The organism is Thermococcus sp., assembly GCF_027052235.1.
Lineage (GTDB): Archaea > Methanobacteriota_B > Thermococci > Thermococcales > Thermococcaceae > Thermococcus.
Genome location: NZ_JALUFF010000020.1, coordinates 1 through 16,435 on the forward strand (window position 1 = coordinate 1; position 16,435 = coordinate 16,435).

The 16,435-nt window shown below is 54.3% G+C and carries 16 protein-coding genes, 1 other RNA gene and 1 pseudogene; 12 read left to right on the forward strand and 6 right to left on the reverse strand.

What is annotated here, in order from left to right:
- The 3 genes from MVC73_RS02100 to ffs form a co-directional block, all read right to left on the reverse strand.
- Positions 1–524: tRNA-dihydrouridine synthase (locus tag MVC73_RS02100; protein WP_297506438.1), on the reverse strand; the 524-nt coding region annotated here is incomplete at its 3' end.
- Positions 525–557: 33 nt separating this feature from the next.
- On the reverse strand, positions 558–1,556 hold the full coding sequence (locus MVC73_RS02105; RefSeq protein WP_297506455.1) for a pyridoxal-phosphate dependent enzyme: 999 nt from the start codon (positions 1,554–1,556) through the stop codon (positions 558–560).
- A gap of 46 nt (positions 1,557–1,602) precedes the next feature.
- Positions 1,603–1,916: signal recognition particle sRNA (gene ffs / locus MVC73_RS02110), an RNA gene on the reverse strand.
- Between the two features lie 123 nt (positions 1,917–2,039).
- On the opposite strand from ffs, the gene MVC73_RS02115 reads away from it, so the two are divergent.
- From MVC73_RS02115 to MVC73_RS02170, 12 genes are all read left to right on the forward strand, one after another.
- Positions 2,040–3,485, forward strand: a complete 1,446-nt coding sequence (locus MVC73_RS02115; RefSeq protein ID WP_297506440.1) for an FAD-dependent oxidoreductase — start codon at positions 2,040–2,042, stop codon at positions 3,483–3,485.
- The gene (locus MVC73_RS02120; RefSeq protein WP_297506442.1) at positions 3,478–3,984 is read left to right on the forward strand and encodes a 4Fe-4S binding protein; all 507 of its coding nucleotides are present in this window, start codon (positions 3,478–3,480) and stop codon (positions 3,982–3,984) included. Before MVC73_RS02115 ends, MVC73_RS02120 begins: the two co-directional genes overlap by 8 nt.
- A 205-nt stretch (positions 3,985–4,189) precedes the next feature.
- The gene (locus MVC73_RS02125) at positions 4,190–4,465 is read left to right on the forward strand and encodes a (2Fe-2S)-binding protein (RefSeq protein WP_297506444.1); all 276 of its coding nucleotides are present in this window, start codon (positions 4,190–4,192) and stop codon (positions 4,463–4,465) included.
- Positions 4,458–5,624 carry an FAD-binding oxidoreductase gene (locus tag MVC73_RS02130; protein ID WP_297506456.1) on the forward strand — a complete coding sequence of 389 codons (1,167 nt, stop codon included), beginning with the start codon at positions 4,458–4,460 and terminating at the stop codon, positions 5,622–5,624. Before MVC73_RS02125 ends, MVC73_RS02130 begins: the two co-directional genes overlap by 8 nt.
- 78 nt (positions 5,625–5,702) lie before the next feature.
- Complete coding sequence (gene pyrH, locus MVC73_RS02135; RefSeq protein ID WP_297506458.1) at positions 5,703–6,380, forward strand: UMP kinase; 678 nt, start codon at positions 5,703–5,705, stop codon at positions 6,378–6,380.
- Positions 6,381–6,444: 64 nt separating this feature from the next.
- Entirely contained in the window at positions 6,445–8,079 is a 1,635-nt protein-coding gene (locus MVC73_RS02140; RefSeq protein WP_297506446.1) for a pentapeptide repeat-containing protein, read from the forward strand.
- A 47-nt stretch (positions 8,080–8,126) separates the two neighbouring features.
- The gene (locus MVC73_RS02145; RefSeq protein ID WP_297489895.1) at positions 8,127–8,336 is read left to right on the forward strand and encodes a hypothetical protein; all 210 of its coding nucleotides are present in this window, start codon (positions 8,127–8,129) and stop codon (positions 8,334–8,336) included.
- Complete coding sequence (locus tag MVC73_RS02150) at positions 8,333–8,599, forward strand: type II toxin-antitoxin system RelE/ParE family toxin (RefSeq protein ID WP_297506448.1); 267 nt, start codon at positions 8,333–8,335, stop codon at positions 8,597–8,599. Before MVC73_RS02145 ends, MVC73_RS02150 begins: the two co-directional genes overlap by 4 nt.
- Before the next feature lie 46 nt (positions 8,600–8,645).
- Positions 8,646–9,965 (forward strand): FAD-dependent oxidoreductase, encoded by a 1,320-nt coding sequence (locus tag MVC73_RS02155; protein WP_297506460.1) that lies wholly within the window; start codon positions 8,646–8,648, stop codon positions 9,963–9,965.
- A 231-nt stretch (positions 9,966–10,196) separates the two neighbouring features.
- Positions 10,197–11,648 (forward strand): type I glutamate--ammonia ligase, encoded by a 1,452-nt coding sequence (glnA, locus tag MVC73_RS02160; RefSeq protein ID WP_297506462.1) that lies wholly within the window; start codon positions 10,197–10,199, stop codon positions 11,646–11,648.
- A gap of 44 nt (positions 11,649–11,692) precedes the next feature.
- The gene (locus tag MVC73_RS02165; RefSeq protein WP_297506449.1) at positions 11,693–12,544 is read left to right on the forward strand and encodes a hypothetical protein; all 852 of its coding nucleotides are present in this window, start codon (positions 11,693–11,695) and stop codon (positions 12,542–12,544) included.
- Between the two features lie 31 nt (positions 12,545–12,575).
- Positions 12,576–13,112, forward strand: coding sequence for an RNA 2'-phosphotransferase (locus MVC73_RS02170; RefSeq protein ID WP_297506451.1), 537 nt, complete (start codon positions 12,576–12,578; stop codon positions 13,110–13,112).
- On the opposite strand, the gene MVC73_RS02175 is transcribed toward MVC73_RS02170, so the two are convergent.
- The 3 genes and pseudogenes from MVC73_RS02175 to MVC73_RS02185 form a co-directional block, all read right to left on the reverse strand.
- Positions 13,096–14,334, reverse strand: coding sequence for an MFS transporter (locus MVC73_RS02175; RefSeq protein ID WP_297506453.1), 1,239 nt, complete (start codon positions 14,332–14,334; stop codon positions 13,096–13,098). The genes MVC73_RS02170 and MVC73_RS02175 overlap by 17 nt on opposite strands.
- A 413-nt stretch (positions 14,335–14,747) precedes the next feature.
- Positions 14,748–15,908, reverse strand: coding sequence for an FAD-binding oxidoreductase (locus tag MVC73_RS02180; protein ID WP_297506454.1), 1,161 nt, complete (start codon positions 15,906–15,908; stop codon positions 14,748–14,750).
- 2 nt (positions 15,909–15,910) lie between these two features.
- Positions 15,911–16,435, reverse strand: a pseudogene (locus tag MVC73_RS02185) (D-nopaline dehydrogenase); the annotation flags it as partial.

The following is a 16,435-nucleotide window of genomic DNA, read 5'->3' on the forward strand; positions in this document are numbered from 1 at the left end:
GCCAAGCCGAGCTTCGTTACCTCGTCGGTGTTGGGGGTCAGCTTCGCTATGACCGGCTTATTGGTGGCGTCTTTGACGGTTTTGACAACTTCATACACGTTCTCTGGCTTCTGGCCGATCTCCATGCCGTAGCCCTTGGCATGGGGACAGCTGAGGTTCAGCTCGAAAGCATCGGCAACGTCGCTCAGCTTTTCAGCGAGAAAGGCGAACTCCTCAGGTGTTCCTCCGAAGATGGAAACGATGAGCGGAAAGTCGAAGGTGTAGCCCTCGATCATCTCAAGGAAACCCTTCCAGCCCGGGTTCGGCAGTCCCATCGCGTTTATCAGGCCGTAGGGGAGCTCCACTATCGTTGGGTTGTCGTAGCCCTTTCTCGGCTCGATTCCGATGGATTTTGTTACGACTCCCCCGGCGCCTTCTTCATGCGCTCGAATCCACTGCTCCGGGGTCTTGTCGTTTATTCCGGATGCGAGGATGAGCGGGTTCTCGAACCTTATCCCGAAAAGCTCTACCTCAAGGCTCGCCATGTGGACACCTCAGAGGCAAAAATGTAGGGGAACTTAAGGCTTTTGCATGAGCCTGAGCATCTCCTCGCCGTAGTGGAAGAGCCCCGGAAGGCCGCCCGTGTGGACGAAGAGGATTCTCTCGCCGAGTTCTCCGGTTTTTGCCAGTTCCATCAGGCCGTAGAAGGCCTTACCTGTGTAGACTGGATCGAGGAGAAGGCCCTCTCTCGTTCCGACCCATCTTATGAGCTCCGCGACTTCCTTGACTATCTTCCCATAGGCACCGAAGCTGTAGTCGTATATCCTCGGCCTTTCGAGCTTTGCGCTGACCCCAAGGAGTTTTCCGGCATCTTCAGCCAGCTTGAGAACTTTTGCTCCCACGTCTCCTTCGAATATTCCGACCCCGATTCCCACGGGTTTGGCTCTGGAACCTATGAGACTCAAGCCAAGGGTCAGCCCGGCGAGGGTCCCGCCGCTTCCAACGGCGTCAACGATTGTATCGAACTCCAAGCCGAGTTCCGTTGACTGGGACGCTATCTCGCCAGCGGCCCTCACGTAACCGAGGGTTCCGATTGGGGAGGCTCCGCCTATCGGTATCAGGTAGGGCCTTTTTCCTTTAGCTCTCAGCTCCTCCGCAACTTCTTCCGCTATCGGGGCCAGCTCAGCAGTTTTTTCGACGTCAAAAACCCTCGTTTCGATCCCCATCAGCCTGTCTAAGAGGTAGTTGCCCTTAGGCTCCTCCCTTCCGCGGAGGATGAGAACCGGCTCCAGTCCGAATTTTTTCGCCGCTAATGCCGTTACGAAGGCGTGGTTCGAGTGGACGGCCCCCATCGTTATTACAGTGTCGCAGCCTTTCGATAAGGCATCGCCGAGAAGGAACTCAAGCTTCCTTATTTTGTTGCCTCCTATCCCAAAACCCGTCAGATCATCCCTCTTGACGTAGACGTCAGCCCCAACGGCTTCACTAACCTCCGGGAGGTACTGAACCGGCGTCTCCCATGGAATAAGCTCCACCCGTGGAAACGGCGAGAGAAGGGAACCTATCTTTGGGTGCATTGGAACCACCGTTAAAACTTGGATAGAAGCGATAAAAGTTTAGTGGCGGCGGGCGCGCCCGGGGGTGGGAACCCTCCGCCGCGCCCTTCCACCGGGGCTCGCTCACCCCCGCTACCCCGGGAGCGCCGAACGTCCCGCCTACCGCTGCTCCCTTCCGGGCCTGGCGGGGTTCGGCGGGCAAAGGGCGTTAGTTCGGCCCTCCAGCCGAACCTCGCCCACCGCCGGCCCCCCGGGACGAGGGCTCATCGTTATGCCCCGGCTTCCGGGCGCGGTTTCAGGAACCGCCCCCCGGGCTTCGGCCCCGGCATATCGACGGTTTCCGGTTACAGGGGACGCCGAACCCCCCGGCCTAGCCCGCCGCCGGGATTAGTTATCCGGGCGGGATATATAAAGGTTTGGTAGGCCCGAAACCAAAGGTTGTCCACCTTTGGATTGAAAAATTTTCATAAGTTCTGTCCATAATCAGTTCACAGGTGACGCTCAATGCGCCTCAAGGAGCACCCTATTCTCCACTTCAAGCGTGGCAGGGAGCTGACCATTTACTTCGAGGGAAAGCCGATAAAGGCCTACGAGGGTGAAACCATAGCAATGGCCCTCCACGCCTCGGGCATAAGGGTTCTCAACTACTCCCTCAATAAAAAGCGCCCCAGAGGGCTCTTCTGCGCCATAGGCAAATGCTCCTCCTGTCTGATGGTCGTCAACGGGATTCCAAACGTTAGAACCTGCATAACCCTCGTGGAGGATGGCATGAGAATCGAGCGCCAGAGAGGAAAGGCGAGGCTCCCAACCAAAGCCAAGCCACCCGAGTTTAGAGACGCCAGGGTGGTGAAGGCGGACGTAGTGGTCGTCGGTGGCGGGCCGGCCGGCTTAATGGCGGCAATAAACGCCTCCGATGCGGGAGCGAGCGTTGTTCTCATCGACGAGAACCCCATGCTTGGAGGCCAGCTCGTCAAGCAGACCCACAAGTTCTTTGGAAAGAGGGAGCAGTTTGCGGGTGTAAGGGGGGTTGAGATAGCGAAAATCCTGGAGAAAGAGGTCAAAAAGAGAGGGAACATACAGGTATTCCTCGAAACTTCAGCGGTGGGAATCTTCCACGATGGAAACGAGAAGCTCGTCCTCGGCGTGAGGAAGAACAGGGAATCCATAGAGTTCCGCGGGAGGGCCGTTATTGTCGCAACCGGAGCGATGGAGAAGATGATACCCTTCGAGAACAACGATTTACCCGGAATCTACGGGGCTGGGGCGATTCAGACGCTGATGAACACCTACGGGGTAAAGCCCGGGGAGAGGGTTCTGATAGTCGGCGCCGGGAACGTGGGGCTTATCTTAGCCTATCAGCTCATACAGGCTGGGGTTGAGGTGAAGGCCATAGTAGAGGCGATGCCCAAAATTGGGGGTTACTTCGTGCATGCTGCCAAGGTGAGGCGCCTCGGAGTTCCAATCCTCACGAGGCACACCATTCTGCGCGCGGAGGGGAAGGAGAGGGTTGAGAGGGGTGTTGTGGCACAGCTCGACGATAACTGGAGGCCGATTCCGGGAACGGAGAAGGTCTTCGATGTGGATGTAATAGCCCTCGCAGTCGGCCTGAGGCCGAGCATAGAGCTCCTCCAGCAGGCGGGTTGCCAGATAAAGTTCATCAGGGAGCTCGGGGGCCACGTAGCTGTCCGCGATGAGTGGATGGAAACAACGGTCAGGGGAATCTTCGTTGCCGGCGATTCTGCAGGGATAGAGGAGGCAACGACCGCTATGCTCGAAGGTAAGATAGCTGGGACAGCAGCTGCCCTAAGGCTTGGCATAGCCGATGAGAGCTGGGTGAAGGAGATAGAGAGGGCCCAGCGCGACCTTGAGGAGTTCCGCTCCGGGCCCTTCGGAAGGCGCGTTGCCGAGGGGATAAGGAAGCTCCTTTCGGAGGTCGGTGGGAATGCCTGAGGTTCCGGCTTACCTTCGGAGGGGCTACATAACTCCCGGGGAGCTCTTCTCAATAATCCCGAAGCCGAGCGAGGAGAGGCTCCGCCAGAGACCCGTGGCCGTTCCAGAGTGTCCCCAGGAGATTCCCTGCGCCCCCTGCAGGGAAGTATGCCCGACCAACGCGATAAGAATGCCAACGCCCAACGACGTACCCATAGTCGACTATGATAGGTGCATAGGCTGTTCCCTCTGCGTCCAGGTCTGCCCCGGGCTGGCCTTCTTCATGATTCAGTACGTTGGCGATAGGGCGAGGATAACGATGCCCCACGAGCTCCTCCCACTGCCGAAGAAAGGGGAGGAAGTCCTTCTCCTCAACCGTGTTGGAGAGCCCGTGGGGAAGGGAAAGGTTCTCACCGTCGTTCCGAGGGAGAAAACTAGGGGGAACACGCCGATAATCACCGTTGAGGTTCCTATCGAGCTCGCCTGGGACGTCAGGGCGGTTAAGGTGGTGAGAGAATGAAAATCCAGCGTGTTTGGACAGGAGAGCCATTGGGAAGCGAAGATTTCAGAGAGGTTCGCGGTCTAACCGCGCCCGAAGGGCGCATTCCACGTGCGAACACTCAAAGAAAAGCATTGAGTTACGCTCTCACACCCACCGGAGCGGGTTGTAGAGTGAAAACTTTTCCGCCAGCGCTTTCGTCAGAAAGGGATGTGGTGGTGAGAGAATGAGTGACGGAAAGGTAATTGTCTGTCGCTGTAACGACGTCACCGCCGAGGAGATTGAAGAACTCATAGATTCTGGCGTTACCGACATCGAGGAGATCAAGAGGCTCCTCCGCGTCGGTATGGGGCCCTGCCAGGGGAGGACGTGCATTCCAATCGTAATATCTATTCTCGCGAGGAAAACCGGCAAAAGGCCCGGGGAAATAGGACTTCCAAAGGCGAGGGTCCCGATAAGGCCCGTCCGGGTCGAGGCTCTCGTGGGTGGTGAGGATGGGTAAGGTCGCGATAATCGGGGGCGGAATAATCGGCGTTGCCACCGCCTACGAGCTGGCGAAGCTCGGGGAGGATGTTGTGCTCTTCGAGAAGAACTACTTCGGCTCGGGCTCGACCTTTCGATGCGCAACCGGAATCCGCGCCCAGTTCACGGACGAGTCGAACATAAGGCTCATGAAGTACTCGATCGAACGCTGGGAGAGGCTTGAGGAGGAGCTCGGCTTCGACATAAACTTCAGGCAGACCGGCTACCTCTTCCTTGCGACGAGTGAGGAGGAGGTCGAGGCCTTTAAGTCAAACATAAGGCTCCAGAACCGCTTGGGGGTTCCCACGAGGCTTATCGACATGGATGAAGCGAAAGAGATAGTCCCGATCCTCAACACCGAGCCATTCTTAGCTGGAGCATGGAACCCCAGGGACGGGAAGGCGAACCCGTTCAAGACGCTCTTCGCCTACCTCTTCCGGGCCAAGGAGATGGGCGTTGACGCGAGGGAGCACACCGAGGTGGTTGGTTTCGAGCGCGAGGGCAAAGAGATAACCGCTGTGAAGTTCAGGAGCAGAGGGAAGGTGGAGAGGGTTAAGGTTGACGCCGTTCTGAACGCGACCAACGCCTGGGCGCCTGTAATCAACGAGATGGCCGGTTTGAAGCGCGACCTCGTGCCGATAAGAGCCTACAAGCACCAGCTCGTCAAGACGGAACCCCTGGAGAGGGGTCAGGCGGAACCGCTGGTCTGTCCGCCGAGCTGGAACAACTCTTACATAATCCAAGACGGCGAGGACGGCGGGATAATCTGCGGCGCCGGGATAGAGCACGAGGCAAAGAGCCTAAAAGACGTTGAGCCGACCTACGACTTCCTGCGCGGAGTTTTGAGATACGCGGTTATGATAGCTCCTCCACTGAGGTACGCCCACGTGATAAGGCAGTGGGCTGGCTTCTACGCCAAAACCCCCGATAGGAATCCCGCTATAGGAAAGCTCCTCGACAACTTCTACATCTCGGCAGGCTTTTCCGGCCACGGCTTCATGATGGCTCCGGCAGTTGGGCAGGCGATGGCCGAGCTGATTGCCAGAGGTCGCTCCAAAGCTCCCATTGACTGGGAGTGGTACGACCCGTACCGCTTCGAGCGCGGTGAGCTCCGCTCCAGTGCTTTCCAGATAGGCTGAGCTCCTCCCCCTTCTTTTGCCATCCCAATGACAAGAAAAATGTTATAAATGCACCGGCTTACCACCGTGAGGGTCGTCATGAGGATAGTCTTTGACATAGGTGGCTCGGTTCTCGTTCCTGAAGACCCGGATATCGACTTCATAAGGGCTCTCTCCTACGAGCTCATCAAAATAAGCGAAGACCACGAGGTAGCTGTGGTAGTCGGAGGCGGAAAGGTTTCAAGAAAGTACATCAGGGCCGCAAAGACCTTCACGCCCAACGAGACATTCAAGGACTACATAGGAATCCACATCACGAGGGCAAACGCGATGCTACTCATAGCTGCCCTCGGTGAGAAGGCGTATCCCTTCGTCATTCAGGACTTCCGTAAGGCTTGGGAGGTGATACAGCTCAAGAAGATACCGATAATGGGCGGAACCCACCCGGGCCACACGACTGACGCTGTCGCTGCGCTCCTCGCGGAGTACCTGCAGGCAGACCTTCTCGTGGTCGTTACGAACGTTGACGGTGTCTACGACAGCGATCCAAGAAAGAACCCGAACGCGAAGAAGCTCGACAGGATAACGCCCGAACAGCTGGTCGAGATAGCGATGGAAGCGGAGAGCAAGGCCGGTGGAAGTAGCGTCGTTGATGCCTTAGCCGCAAAGTTCATCCAGCGCGGACGGATAAAGACCTACATCGTGGGCAAAAAAGATGCATACCACCTCTTCGACGTCGTGAGGGGGAAGCACAACGGGACTGTAGTGGAGCCTTGAGGGTTCCCTTCTTTTGTTCGCTTTTGACAAAAGTTTTTATAGTTCTGGAACGCAAAGTGCATCCATGCCAAAAAAGGGGCATATAGATGAGTCGATTTTTTACAAGAAGTCTAAGACACCAGAGGAAGAGAGACAGTTCTGGGAAGCTTTTTTCAGAAAATTCGCGCCAAGGTTAGAAGAACGTGAAGTTGACGGAAGACTCCAGAAGGTTCTCGTTTTTGATAAACCTCTTGACGCTAGCGGCTTTATTTTCCCGGATATTCCACATGAGCCCGTTAAGGTTTTTAAGGTTTCTATAGATGGAGTTGATAGGAAATTCTGTGATAGGGATGACTGCGTTAACTTTCGGGGAGCTGTTTTTAAAGAAGACGTGAACTTTGAACATGCTATTTTTGGTAAAATTTCTTTTGAATGGGCAAATTTTGAGAAAGATGCTAACTTTGCTCACGCAATGATTAGCAGGGATAAAGAATATCAAGTTTTTAGAAAAACGCATTTTGGGGGTAGGACATATTTTAACAATGCAACCCTAATAAACATTGGATTCCAGCTGACGACATTTTCTGGACGTGTCGAATTTGATGGAGCTACTTTTGAAGGTGAAGGTGTCTCGTTCTTCGATGCTAAGTTCGAGAGCATTGCTGCCTTTGGAAAGACTGCTGAGGGAAAGCCTGTAATCTTTAAGTGTCAAGCTAACTTCTCAAACGCAAAGTTTAAAGAGAAGGTAGATTTCTGGTTCTGTAAATTTTCTGATGCAAATTTCAGTCACTGCCATTTTTATGAGACTGCATTCTTTGACTTTGCAGAGTTTAGAACCGCTATCTTCAACTTCGCTGTATTCGAAAAGGGAGCGAGCTTTAAGAACGTGACATTCAATGACGAGGCTTGGTTCCAAGAAGTTGAGTTCAAAAAGGCCATTGAATTTCAAGCGGCAGAATTCAAAGGTAAGACAACGTTCAAAGGTTCCGTCTTTGAGAGGATAGCAGTCTTTGTTAATGAGGATCTAACATTAGACGAACCTGCGCCTAAGTTCCACGACGAATTGAGCTTTGCCAACTGTGACTTTAGGCAGGGGGCGGACTTTTTAGGGAGCTTAAAGAACGAAACCAATATCTCTACGCTATGGAAGTTCTTCAGCTCACGGTTTTCAAATCCTCAAGCTATGATAGAAGCCCTCCGTATTCAGCGCCTAAGCTTCGAAAAAGAAGGTAAACGAGAGGAAGCCGACAGGATGTTCGTTCTCGAAATGCGCGCCAAGAGGAAGCTTAGGATGTTGCATGCAAAAGAGAACCTTGAGAATGCTAATGGTATTGGAGGTAAACTAAAAGCCATCATGTATTATCTTGGAACATGGATCGGAGTGCAAACTGAGAGGATACTCGCAGATGGTGTTAGTGAATATGGCACAAACTGGAAGAAAACTTTACTCGCCAGTATTGATGTGATTCTGTGGTCTGCACTTCTTTACTATATTTTCTCTTCTTGGCTTTCCCTTGGCAAAATAATAGATGCCAGCGGTAAACCTGTAACTGACATACTAAATCATTTGTACTACTCCCTCGTCACCTTCACCACCCTCGGTTACGGCGACATGCACCCGATCGGCTGGCTCAAAGCCCTGAGCGCCCTCGAAGCCCTGACCGGAGCGGTCTTCATGGCGCTCATTGTAGCTGTCATAGCGAGGAAGTGGATGCGGTGAGCGGAAAGGTAATTAACCTTCGTTCCAATATCCAAACGGTGAGAGTGATGGAGGCTGATCCGATAAACGTCCTCCTCTATGACATACGAGAGATGAAAAAGCGCCTCGACGAGATGGAGAAAGAACTCCTGAAGCTCAAGGCAAAGCTCGTCGAAGAGGAAGCGGGGGAAAGCCCAGAGGAGATTGAAGCCCTTGAGAAGGAGGCACTTGAAAACGGAAAGGACTGGGAGGAGCTCAAGAAGGAGCTGGGACTATGACCTTCAGGCTTGTGGTCAGCAAGCGGGCTGAAAAAGGAATAAGAAACCTCCCTCCTGCCAACTTAAAGCGCTTTGCCGAGCTTGTGGAGACGTTGAAAATCAACCCGGTGCCCGTGGAAAGCTTCGACATTAAAAAGATACGCGGCTCGGAGCGGGCATACCGAGTTAGGCTTGGTAACTATCGGGTTCTGTACACCGTCCGCTGGGACGATGAGGTGATTGTCATTCTCAAGGTCGAGCCGCGTGAGAGAGCCTACCGCTGAGCTAACCCTTTTATACCTCACCTCCCTTCTTCCCCCGGTGGTGTCCATGAAGGTCGTCGTAACCGGTTCTGGCACGGCAGGAAGCAACTTCGCCCTCTTTCTCAGGAAGGCCGACAGGAAGGCTGAAATCACGGTCATCGGGAAGGAACCCACGATGCAGTATTCTCCGTGCGCCCTGCCGCACGTGATAAGCGGAACCATAGAGAAGCCCGAAGATGTCATCGTCTTCCCGAACGAGTTCTACGAAAGGCAGAAAATCAAGCTAATGCTCTCCACCGAGGCCAAAGCCATAGACCGCGAGAGAAAGGTCGTCATTACAGATAAGGGCGAAGTCCCCTACGACAAGCTCGTCTTAGCGGTTGGCTCCAAAGCGTTTATCCCGCCGATAAAGGGCGTTGAGAACGAAGGAGTTTTCACCCTCAAGAGCCTCGACGACGTGAGGAGAATCAAATCCTACATCACCGAGAGGAAGCCGAAGAAAGCGGTGGTCATCGGCGCCGGCTTAATAGGCCTTGAAGGGGCCGAAGCCTTCGCAAAGCTCGGTATGGAGGTTTTAGTTGTAGAACTGATGGATCGCCTGATGCCCACGATGCTCGACAAAGATACTGCCAAGCTCGTTCAGGCAGAGATGGAAAAGCACGGCGTTTCCTTCAGGTTCGGCATCGGTGTGAGTGAAATAGTCGGAAGCCCGGTCGAGGCCGTTAAGATCGGCGAGGAGGAAGTTCCGGCAGACCTCGTTCTCGTCGCCACCGGCGTAAGGGCGAACGTTGAGCTGGCCAAAAAGGCCGGCCTTGAGGTCAACAGGGGAATAGTCGTCAACGGGCACCTCCAGACGAGCGACCCGGACATATACGCTATAGGCGACTGCGCCGAGGTGGTTGATGCAGTTACCGGCAAGAGAACCCTCAGCCAGCTCGGAACGAGCGCGGTGAGGATGGCGAAGGTTGCAGCGGAACACATAGCTGGTAAAGATGTTTCCTTCAGGCCCGTCTTCAACACAGCGATAACCGAACTTTTCGACCTTGAGATAGGTGCCTTCGGAATCACCGAGGAAAGGGCGAAGAAGGAGGGCATCGAGATAACCGTCGGCAAGTTCAAAGGTTCAACCAAGCCCGAGTACTACCCCGGTGGCAAGCCGATAACGGTGAAGCTTATCTTCAGAAAATCGGATAAGAAGCTCATCGGGGCACAGATAGTCGGCGGTGAGCGGGTCTGGGGCAGGATAATGACTCTCTCTGCTCTGGCTCAGAAGGGCGCAACCGCTGAAGACGTGGCCTACCTTGAGACGGCCTACGCTCCGCCAATAAGCCCGACGATTGACCCGATAACGGTTGCGGGGGAGATGGCGATGAGAAAGCTGAAATGATTGCGTGGAATATTGAGAACAGCAGAATAACCGTACGACACCGCGACACTAGGTACATCTCCCTCCTTGTCGTTTTTGTTTGAAACTGCGTCCTCCTGTTATGAGTTCTGCCCTCAAACCATTTGATCTTTGTCAAAATGATAATCTTTCAGACAAAAAGTTTATATCTTGTAAATTTGCTCAAAATTATCGTGTTTTTAATGAACAAACACTCTAAATTTGGTGATAAAAATGAACACAGGGATGGTTGAAAGGGCAAAAAAGGTTCTGGCCGAGAAGGGTATCAGGCAGGTTCTCTGTGCGTTTACCGACGTCAGGGGCTACCTGCTGACCTTCTCGATACCGGCCAGGGAGTTCATAGAGGGTAGCGCCTTCGAGGACGGCATAGGCTTCGACGGCTCTTCCGTCAGGGGGTTCAAGAGCATCGAGCAGAGCGATATGGTCTGGAAGCCCGATCCATCGACGCTGAGGGTAATCCCGTGGATGGACGGAATACACGCGAGCGCGATAATGTTCGGGGACATCTACGAGGCTGGGGGCAAGGAGCTGGCCGACTGCGACCCAAGGGGCTTCGTGGCGAAGATGCTTGAGAGGGAACTCGGAAAGGAAGGTAAATCCGCCATCTTCGGGCCGGAGATAGAGTTCTTCGTCTTTGACGGCATCGACATCAGGAACCTCACATGGGATTTATTCGTAACCCCGAACGGTGGCGAGGGTGATTCCTGGGGCGCCCCGAGGGTCATTCCGAACAGCAGGGAACTTGAGGAGTTGCCCATCATAAGGCCCAAGGAGGGCTATTTCAGAGCGCCTCCCGAGGACAGGACGCTCGAATACAGGAACGAGCTAGTCTATTACCTCGAAAAGATGGGGGTAATAGTTGAGTACCACCACCACGAGGTTGCCACCGCCGGTCAGGTTGAGCTCGACTTCAAGCCCTTCGGTTTGGTTGGCGTTGGCGATGCCTTCTACATCTACAAGTTTGTGGCAAAGAACGTCGCGAGGATGCACGGCCTTCTGGCGACCTTCATGCCGAAGCCCCTCTACTTAGACAACGCCAGCGGGATGCACGTCCACCAGAGCCTCTGGGAGGGCGAGCCGTTTAAGGGGAAGAACCTGTTCTCTGACCCGGACGACGAGTTCGGCCTGAGCCAGCTGGCGAGGTACTACATCGGTGGACTCCTTGAGCACGCCCCTGCTTTGACAGCTCTGAACGCCCCCACGGTTAACTCCTACAAGAGGCTCGTCCCCGGTTTCGAGGCTCCGATATACATAGCCTGGAGCCCGAGGAACAGGTCTGCCCTCGTGAGGGTTCCCGCCTACTTCAAGAAGCCTTCAGCGATAAGGGTCGAGTACAGGGGTGCTGACCCGAGCCAGAACCCCTACCTCGGCATAACGGCCCAGCTTGCCGCGGGACTGGACGGCATAAGGAGGAAGATAGACCCCGGCGACCCTGTGATGAAGGACATCTACAAGCTCACCGAGAGGGAGAAAAGGGAGTTTGGAATTGGAGAACTGCCCACGAGCCTCAAGGAGGCCTTGGAGGCGCTCGCCAGCGACGAGGTCATACAGAGAATCCTGGGAAGCCACATCTACGACGCCTTTATGGAGCTGAAAACCGACGAGTGGAACCAGTATTCGCTCTACGTTACCCCCTGGGAGTTTATGAAGTACTTCGACATCTGATCCTTTTCTTCTCTTTGCTCACGGAAAAGGTTAATAAGATTGAAGTGTCCCTCAACAAATCTGGGGGCAGGGAGATGAAAAGGCTCGCGCTAATCATCCTTCTCCTGCTCTTTATGAGTGTTGTTGCCGGATGCATCGGCGAAAGGTCCAGTACCTCGACTTCTCCTGAGCTCACCCTCAAGCCCAAACAGCCATCAAGGGAGGAACTGCTGGAGGGACTGAAGGAAATAAAGCAGTTCACGTTCATCGACAACACAAGCTTAAAGCTCAACATGACCCTTGTACAGGGAAACCTCACCCAGAGCCAGAAGGTTACCCTCATCTACAATAGGAAGGGCTACCTTGACTTCACCGAGAGAAAGGCTGAGATTAACATAACCACTGTCGTTTTCCCCGGTGGAGCATCTACATTAACTAGGGAAGTTATCGTAGGGAACGACGTTTACGTCTCCGTTGGGGGTAACTGGTTCAAGCTGACCAACGAGAGCATTGGCTTACCCCCTTCCATTGTGCTCAACATGACGTGGAAGTACAATATAGTCAACTTCACGATGAAGTACCTCTCCAAAGAGCCCTACCGTGTTGAGTTCAGGAACGGCACCCAGTTCCTCTACTACAACCTCACCTACGAAGACCTTAAGGCCATCTTCGAGGGGCTTCTTGGAAGGGCATCGAACATGACGACCAACCTGACCGGCGGGGTTCTTGAGCTCAGGTTCAGGGGGACTTCCCTGATAGGCGGAAGGGCCGGCTACAGGGTCAGCACCCACATATGGGGCGAGAGGCTCGGGCAGAGGTTTGATGTCTACGAGAAGGGCTTCGTCTACGACGAGTTCATAATCACCGACGTAAACGTCAAGAAAAAGGTCGAGGCACCGTCGGCGTTCCACGCGTGAGCTTTTTATTTTCCCCACAGACCTCTTTTTGATGGAACGCAAGAGGGTAAGCAAGCTCATGGCCTACATTCTGCGCCACTCCCCGGAGGAGTTCGGCCTTAAACCTGATGAGGAAGGCTTCGTCCCCCTAGCTGAGCTTGTAAAGGCCCTCAAGACCGTCTATCCCGATGTAACCGGGGAACTCGTGAGGGAGATCGTCGAGAATGACCCGAAGGGACGCTACGAGATAAGGGGTGGAAAAATCCGCGCCCGCTACGGCCACAGCTTTCCTGTGAGATTGAAGCACGAGGAGGACACTGAGAGCAGGTTTCTCTACCATGGAACCACGAGGAGGAACCTTCCTTCCATCATGAGAGAGGGCCTGAGGGCGATGGGAAGGCAGTTTGTCCACCTGAGCACGAGCAGGAGCGAGGCCCTTGAAACCGGCAGAAGGCACGGGAGGGACGTGATTCTGCTCATCATAGATGCTAACTGCCTTAGGAGAAAGGGGCTGAAGGTTTTCAAAGCTGGAAAGAACGTGAGGATAGTGGAGAGAGTTCCGCCGGAGTGCATCACTCTTGTAATCTGAGGGCCAGGATGAAGGCCAAGCTTAGGGGAATCAGAGTGCTCACGAAGTCCAGGGTGAAGCTTATTCCAGCGAGATAACCCCCTATCAACGGCCCGACAACCCAGCCGAGGCTCATCATGGTGTTCAGCAGACCCATCCCCTGGGCCCTCTCCTTGACACTCACCCTCTCGGCGACATATGCCGATGTCGAGTTTATAGTCATCACCCACTTCACCCCCGAGAGGAAGGCGACACCGAAGACCAGCCAGACGTTTTTAGCGAAGGCATAGAGGAGGAAGGCCAAGCCGTAACCGGCTATGGCCAGCAGGTAGAACCTCTTCGCTCCATATCGGTCTATCAGCCTTCCGATGAAGTAGCCGGTTAGAGCCGCTGCAAGGCTTTCAATTCCGAAGATAACGCCAACGCTCCACTCGCCAAAGACCTCCTTGAAGTAAACCGAGGAGACGCTGTAGAACTGCCCGCTCGCCGTCATGACGAGGAAGACGGTGAGGTAGAAGAGGCCAAGGTGACCGCACATGAGCTTTTTAAAAGCTGAACCCCTGACCGTTGCGCGCCAGCTTTCTCTACCCTCCCTCACGAGAATCATCCCGAGGAGGGAGCGCCTTCCGCTTGGCCTCTCTTTTATCAAAAGAACCAGAGCCGAGGAGAGGAGGAGCAAAATGCCGGCGATGATGAAAACGCTCTTCATGCCAAGGTATTCGACGACGGCCGAGCCGAGGAAGTTGCCGGCCATGAAGCCTGCATTTTCCACCGAGTTGAAGAGGCCGAATATCGAGCCTGCTTTGGTTGAGAGCTCTGAAATAAGGGCCGAATGCGCCGGCATCATGGCCGAGCCAAAAACTCCCTGGAGAGTTCTGAGGAGAAGAACCTGGGCTGGAGAGACGGCGAAGGCCATGAAGGCGTAGAACAGGCCCAGAGAAGCTGTGCCGAGAGCTATGAAGGCCTTTCTGTTGCCGGTTGAATCGGAGAGCCAGCCGAAGGGGTACTGGAAGATGGTGGAGGTAAGGTTGAAGGCTACGCTGAGGAGGCCGACCATGAACATGCTCGCGCCGAGGATTCTCATGTAGACGCTTAGATACGGGAAGGCCATGCCGAAGGCTACGTTGGCGATGAACATCGCTATGGCCAGGATTAAGACGTTCCTCCGCTTAACCTGGAGCTTTTTGAACTTTAAAGTCCTCTCCCGCCTTCCCTGTATGATGGCCTTCTCACGCTTTGTCATCAGCGGAAAGAAGGGTGGGCTTCTTATAAAATTTCCGTCGAAATGATGAGAGGAGGATTGAAAAATCAAGCACTGCCGTACTGCTTTAAGATATTGTAGATGTGCTGGGCGGCATCTGTGTAGAGAGTGAACTTCTTGCCCCTCGCGCGGAACTCAAGGTAGTAACCTCCAAGTATGGCCTTCTTCAGCTCGAGCCAGCTTATCTCATGGATCGTCCTTTGGCTCTTCTACTAAAGCCCGTACAGAAACCCCGGCACGTCCTTTACCGCGAGGTCCGAGTGATCTTGGGGAGGAAGCTCTTAGAGGATGGGTGTAAAATGACACTTTACACCTCTTTATAAAGCAGAAAAGTTCGACTTTACACCATCCAGAGGCGATGGAGAGAAGCCTTGGAAAACCAAAAAAGAAAAACCTCATCCCATCTGCAGCGCCTTACCGCGCAGTTCACCCCGCTCGAAGCGGTACGGGTCGTACCACCAGGCAGGAAGGTCGGTCTTGCCCTTCGTGACTAGGTCGGCCACCATCTCTGCCACCGCTGGAGCCATCATGAAGCCATGACCGCTGAAACCAGCCGCTATGTAGTAGTCGCTCAGCTCCTCGATTTTGCCTATGGCGGGGTTGCTGTCCGGTGTTTTGGCGTAGTAGCCTGCCCACGTCCTCAGGATCAGGAGTTCCCTTAAAGCGGGAATTATCTTGGTGAAGTAGTAGCTTACCTCGCGCATGAACTCGTAGGTTGGGTTCAAATCGTAGGTCGGGCCCTCTTCGTAACCCACTCCACCTATTATCCCGCCGTGGGCCGTCTGGGTGAGGTATGCGTGGCCGTAGCGGAATGAAATCACCATGGGCTTAACCGAACCCTTCTTTATGGGTTGAGTGATGACGGCCTGATGTTTGTAGGGCTCTATCGGTATCTTCGTCCTTATCCCGGCCATCGCGTTGATGAGCTTGGCCCACGCGTTGGTGGCGTTGATGACGATGCCGGTCTTTATCTTTCCCCTGCTCGTTTTCAGACCCTTAATCTCGCCGTTCTCAATGATGAAGTCTTTGACTTCCGTGTACTCCACCAGCTTCGCCCCGAACTCTTCAGCGTGGAGCGCGAACTTGGCCGTTGAGTGGAAGGGACTTGCCTTCCCATCGGTTGGGTTCCAGGAAGCGGCGATAACCTCGCTTATGTCCAAAAGCGGAACTATATCCTTGGCCTCCTCCGGCGTTATGAGCCTCGTTGGGACGCCAAAGCGGTTTTGGATGGCTATGTTCCTCTTGAAGGTTTCAACTTCCTCATCGTCGTAGAGCAGGAACAGGTAGCCGGTCTGCTCGAAGGGGAAGCCGTACTCCTCGCTGTACTTCTTCCAGAGCTCGACCGACCTTTTCATCACCTGAACGTTAGCTTCATCGTTGAACTGCTGCCTTATCCCCGTTCCGCAGCGGAAGGTTGAACCAGAGCCGATGAAGCGCTTCTCGATGACGGTTACCTCTTCCCCGCGCTTAGCTAACTCATGCGCTATCGTGACGCCGACTATACCGCCGCCGATGACCGTTATCTCACTCTTTTCTGGGAGAGTTTTCGTCGGCATCTTCACTCCCTCCCGGCAACGACCTTCATCTTGACGTTCTTTATCGGCGGCCTCGCAACTGGAATATCAAGCCTGTCCATCGGCGTTCCGCTCCTCTGGGAAACGAGCAAAGCCCCGTTGAAGAGGCAGAAGCGTCCCTGGCAGAAGCCCATCGCAAGGTGCGTGAGCCTCTTTATGATCTGCAGGTCGGTTATGCCGCTCTTCACAACGTCGTCCACTTTCTTCAGCGTCACCCCACATCCGCATATCTGGACGTCCTCGGCGTTGAAGCTGTCTAACGGGAGCTTTGGAATCGGCCTTGCCACCGGTTCGTAGTCCTTCAGTTTACCCTCGTAGATGCAGGGTTCTGCCTCAAGGCCAAATTCCCTGAGGATGTAAGCGCCCACAAGTTTTCCCTCGATGTAGTTCGCGTAGTGGGGCTTTATGCTCACCGCGCTTCCAGCCACGTAGATTCCATCGCGGATTCTGTGCTGACTATCCAGAACGGGCCTGTAGTAACCCCTCTTGAAGAAAATCTTCCCCCCTGC

Coding starts and splice junctions, on each gene's coding strand:
- MVC73_RS02170 (WP_297506451.1), top strand. CDS start 12,576: ATGGAACGCAAGAGGGTAAGCAAGCTCATGGCCTACATTCTGCGCCAC.
- MVC73_RS02145 (WP_297489895.1), top strand. CDS start 8,127: ATGGAGGCTGATCCGATAAACGTCCTCCTCTATGACATACGAGAGATG.
- MVC73_RS02140 (WP_297506446.1), top strand. CDS start 6,445: ATGCCAAAAAAGGGGCATATAGATGAGTCGATTTTTTACAAGAAGTCT.
- MVC73_RS02155 (WP_297506460.1), top strand. CDS start 8,646: ATGAAGGTCGTCGTAACCGGTTCTGGCACGGCAGGAAGCAACTTCGCC.
- MVC73_RS02115 (WP_297506440.1), top strand. CDS start 2,040: ATGCGCCTCAAGGAGCACCCTATTCTCCACTTCAAGCGTGGCAGGGAG.
- MVC73_RS02150 (WP_297506448.1), top strand. CDS start 8,333: ATGACCTTCAGGCTTGTGGTCAGCAAGCGGGCTGAAAAAGGAATAAGA.
- MVC73_RS02130 (WP_297506456.1), top strand. CDS start 4,458: ATGGGTAAGGTCGCGATAATCGGGGGCGGAATAATCGGCGTTGCCACC.
- MVC73_RS02175 (WP_297506453.1), bottom strand. CDS start 14,334: ATGACAAAGCGTGAGAAGGCCATCATACAGGGAAGGCGGGAGAGGACT.
- glnA (WP_297506462.1), top strand. CDS start 10,197: ATGAACACAGGGATGGTTGAAAGGGCAAAAAAGGTTCTGGCCGAGAAG.
- MVC73_RS02105 (WP_297506455.1), bottom strand. CDS start 1,556: ATGCACCCAAAGATAGGTTCCCTTCTCTCGCCGTTTCCACGGGTGGAG.
- pyrH (WP_297506458.1), top strand. CDS start 5,703: ATGAGGATAGTCTTTGACATAGGTGGCTCGGTTCTCGTTCCTGAAGAC.
- MVC73_RS02120 (WP_297506442.1), top strand. CDS start 3,478: ATGCCTGAGGTTCCGGCTTACCTTCGGAGGGGCTACATAACTCCCGGG.
- MVC73_RS02180 (WP_297506454.1), bottom strand. CDS start 15,908: ATGCCGACGAAAACTCTCCCAGAAAAGAGTGAGATAACGGTCATCGGC.
- MVC73_RS02125 (WP_297506444.1), top strand. CDS start 4,190: ATGAGTGACGGAAAGGTAATTGTCTGTCGCTGTAACGACGTCACCGCC.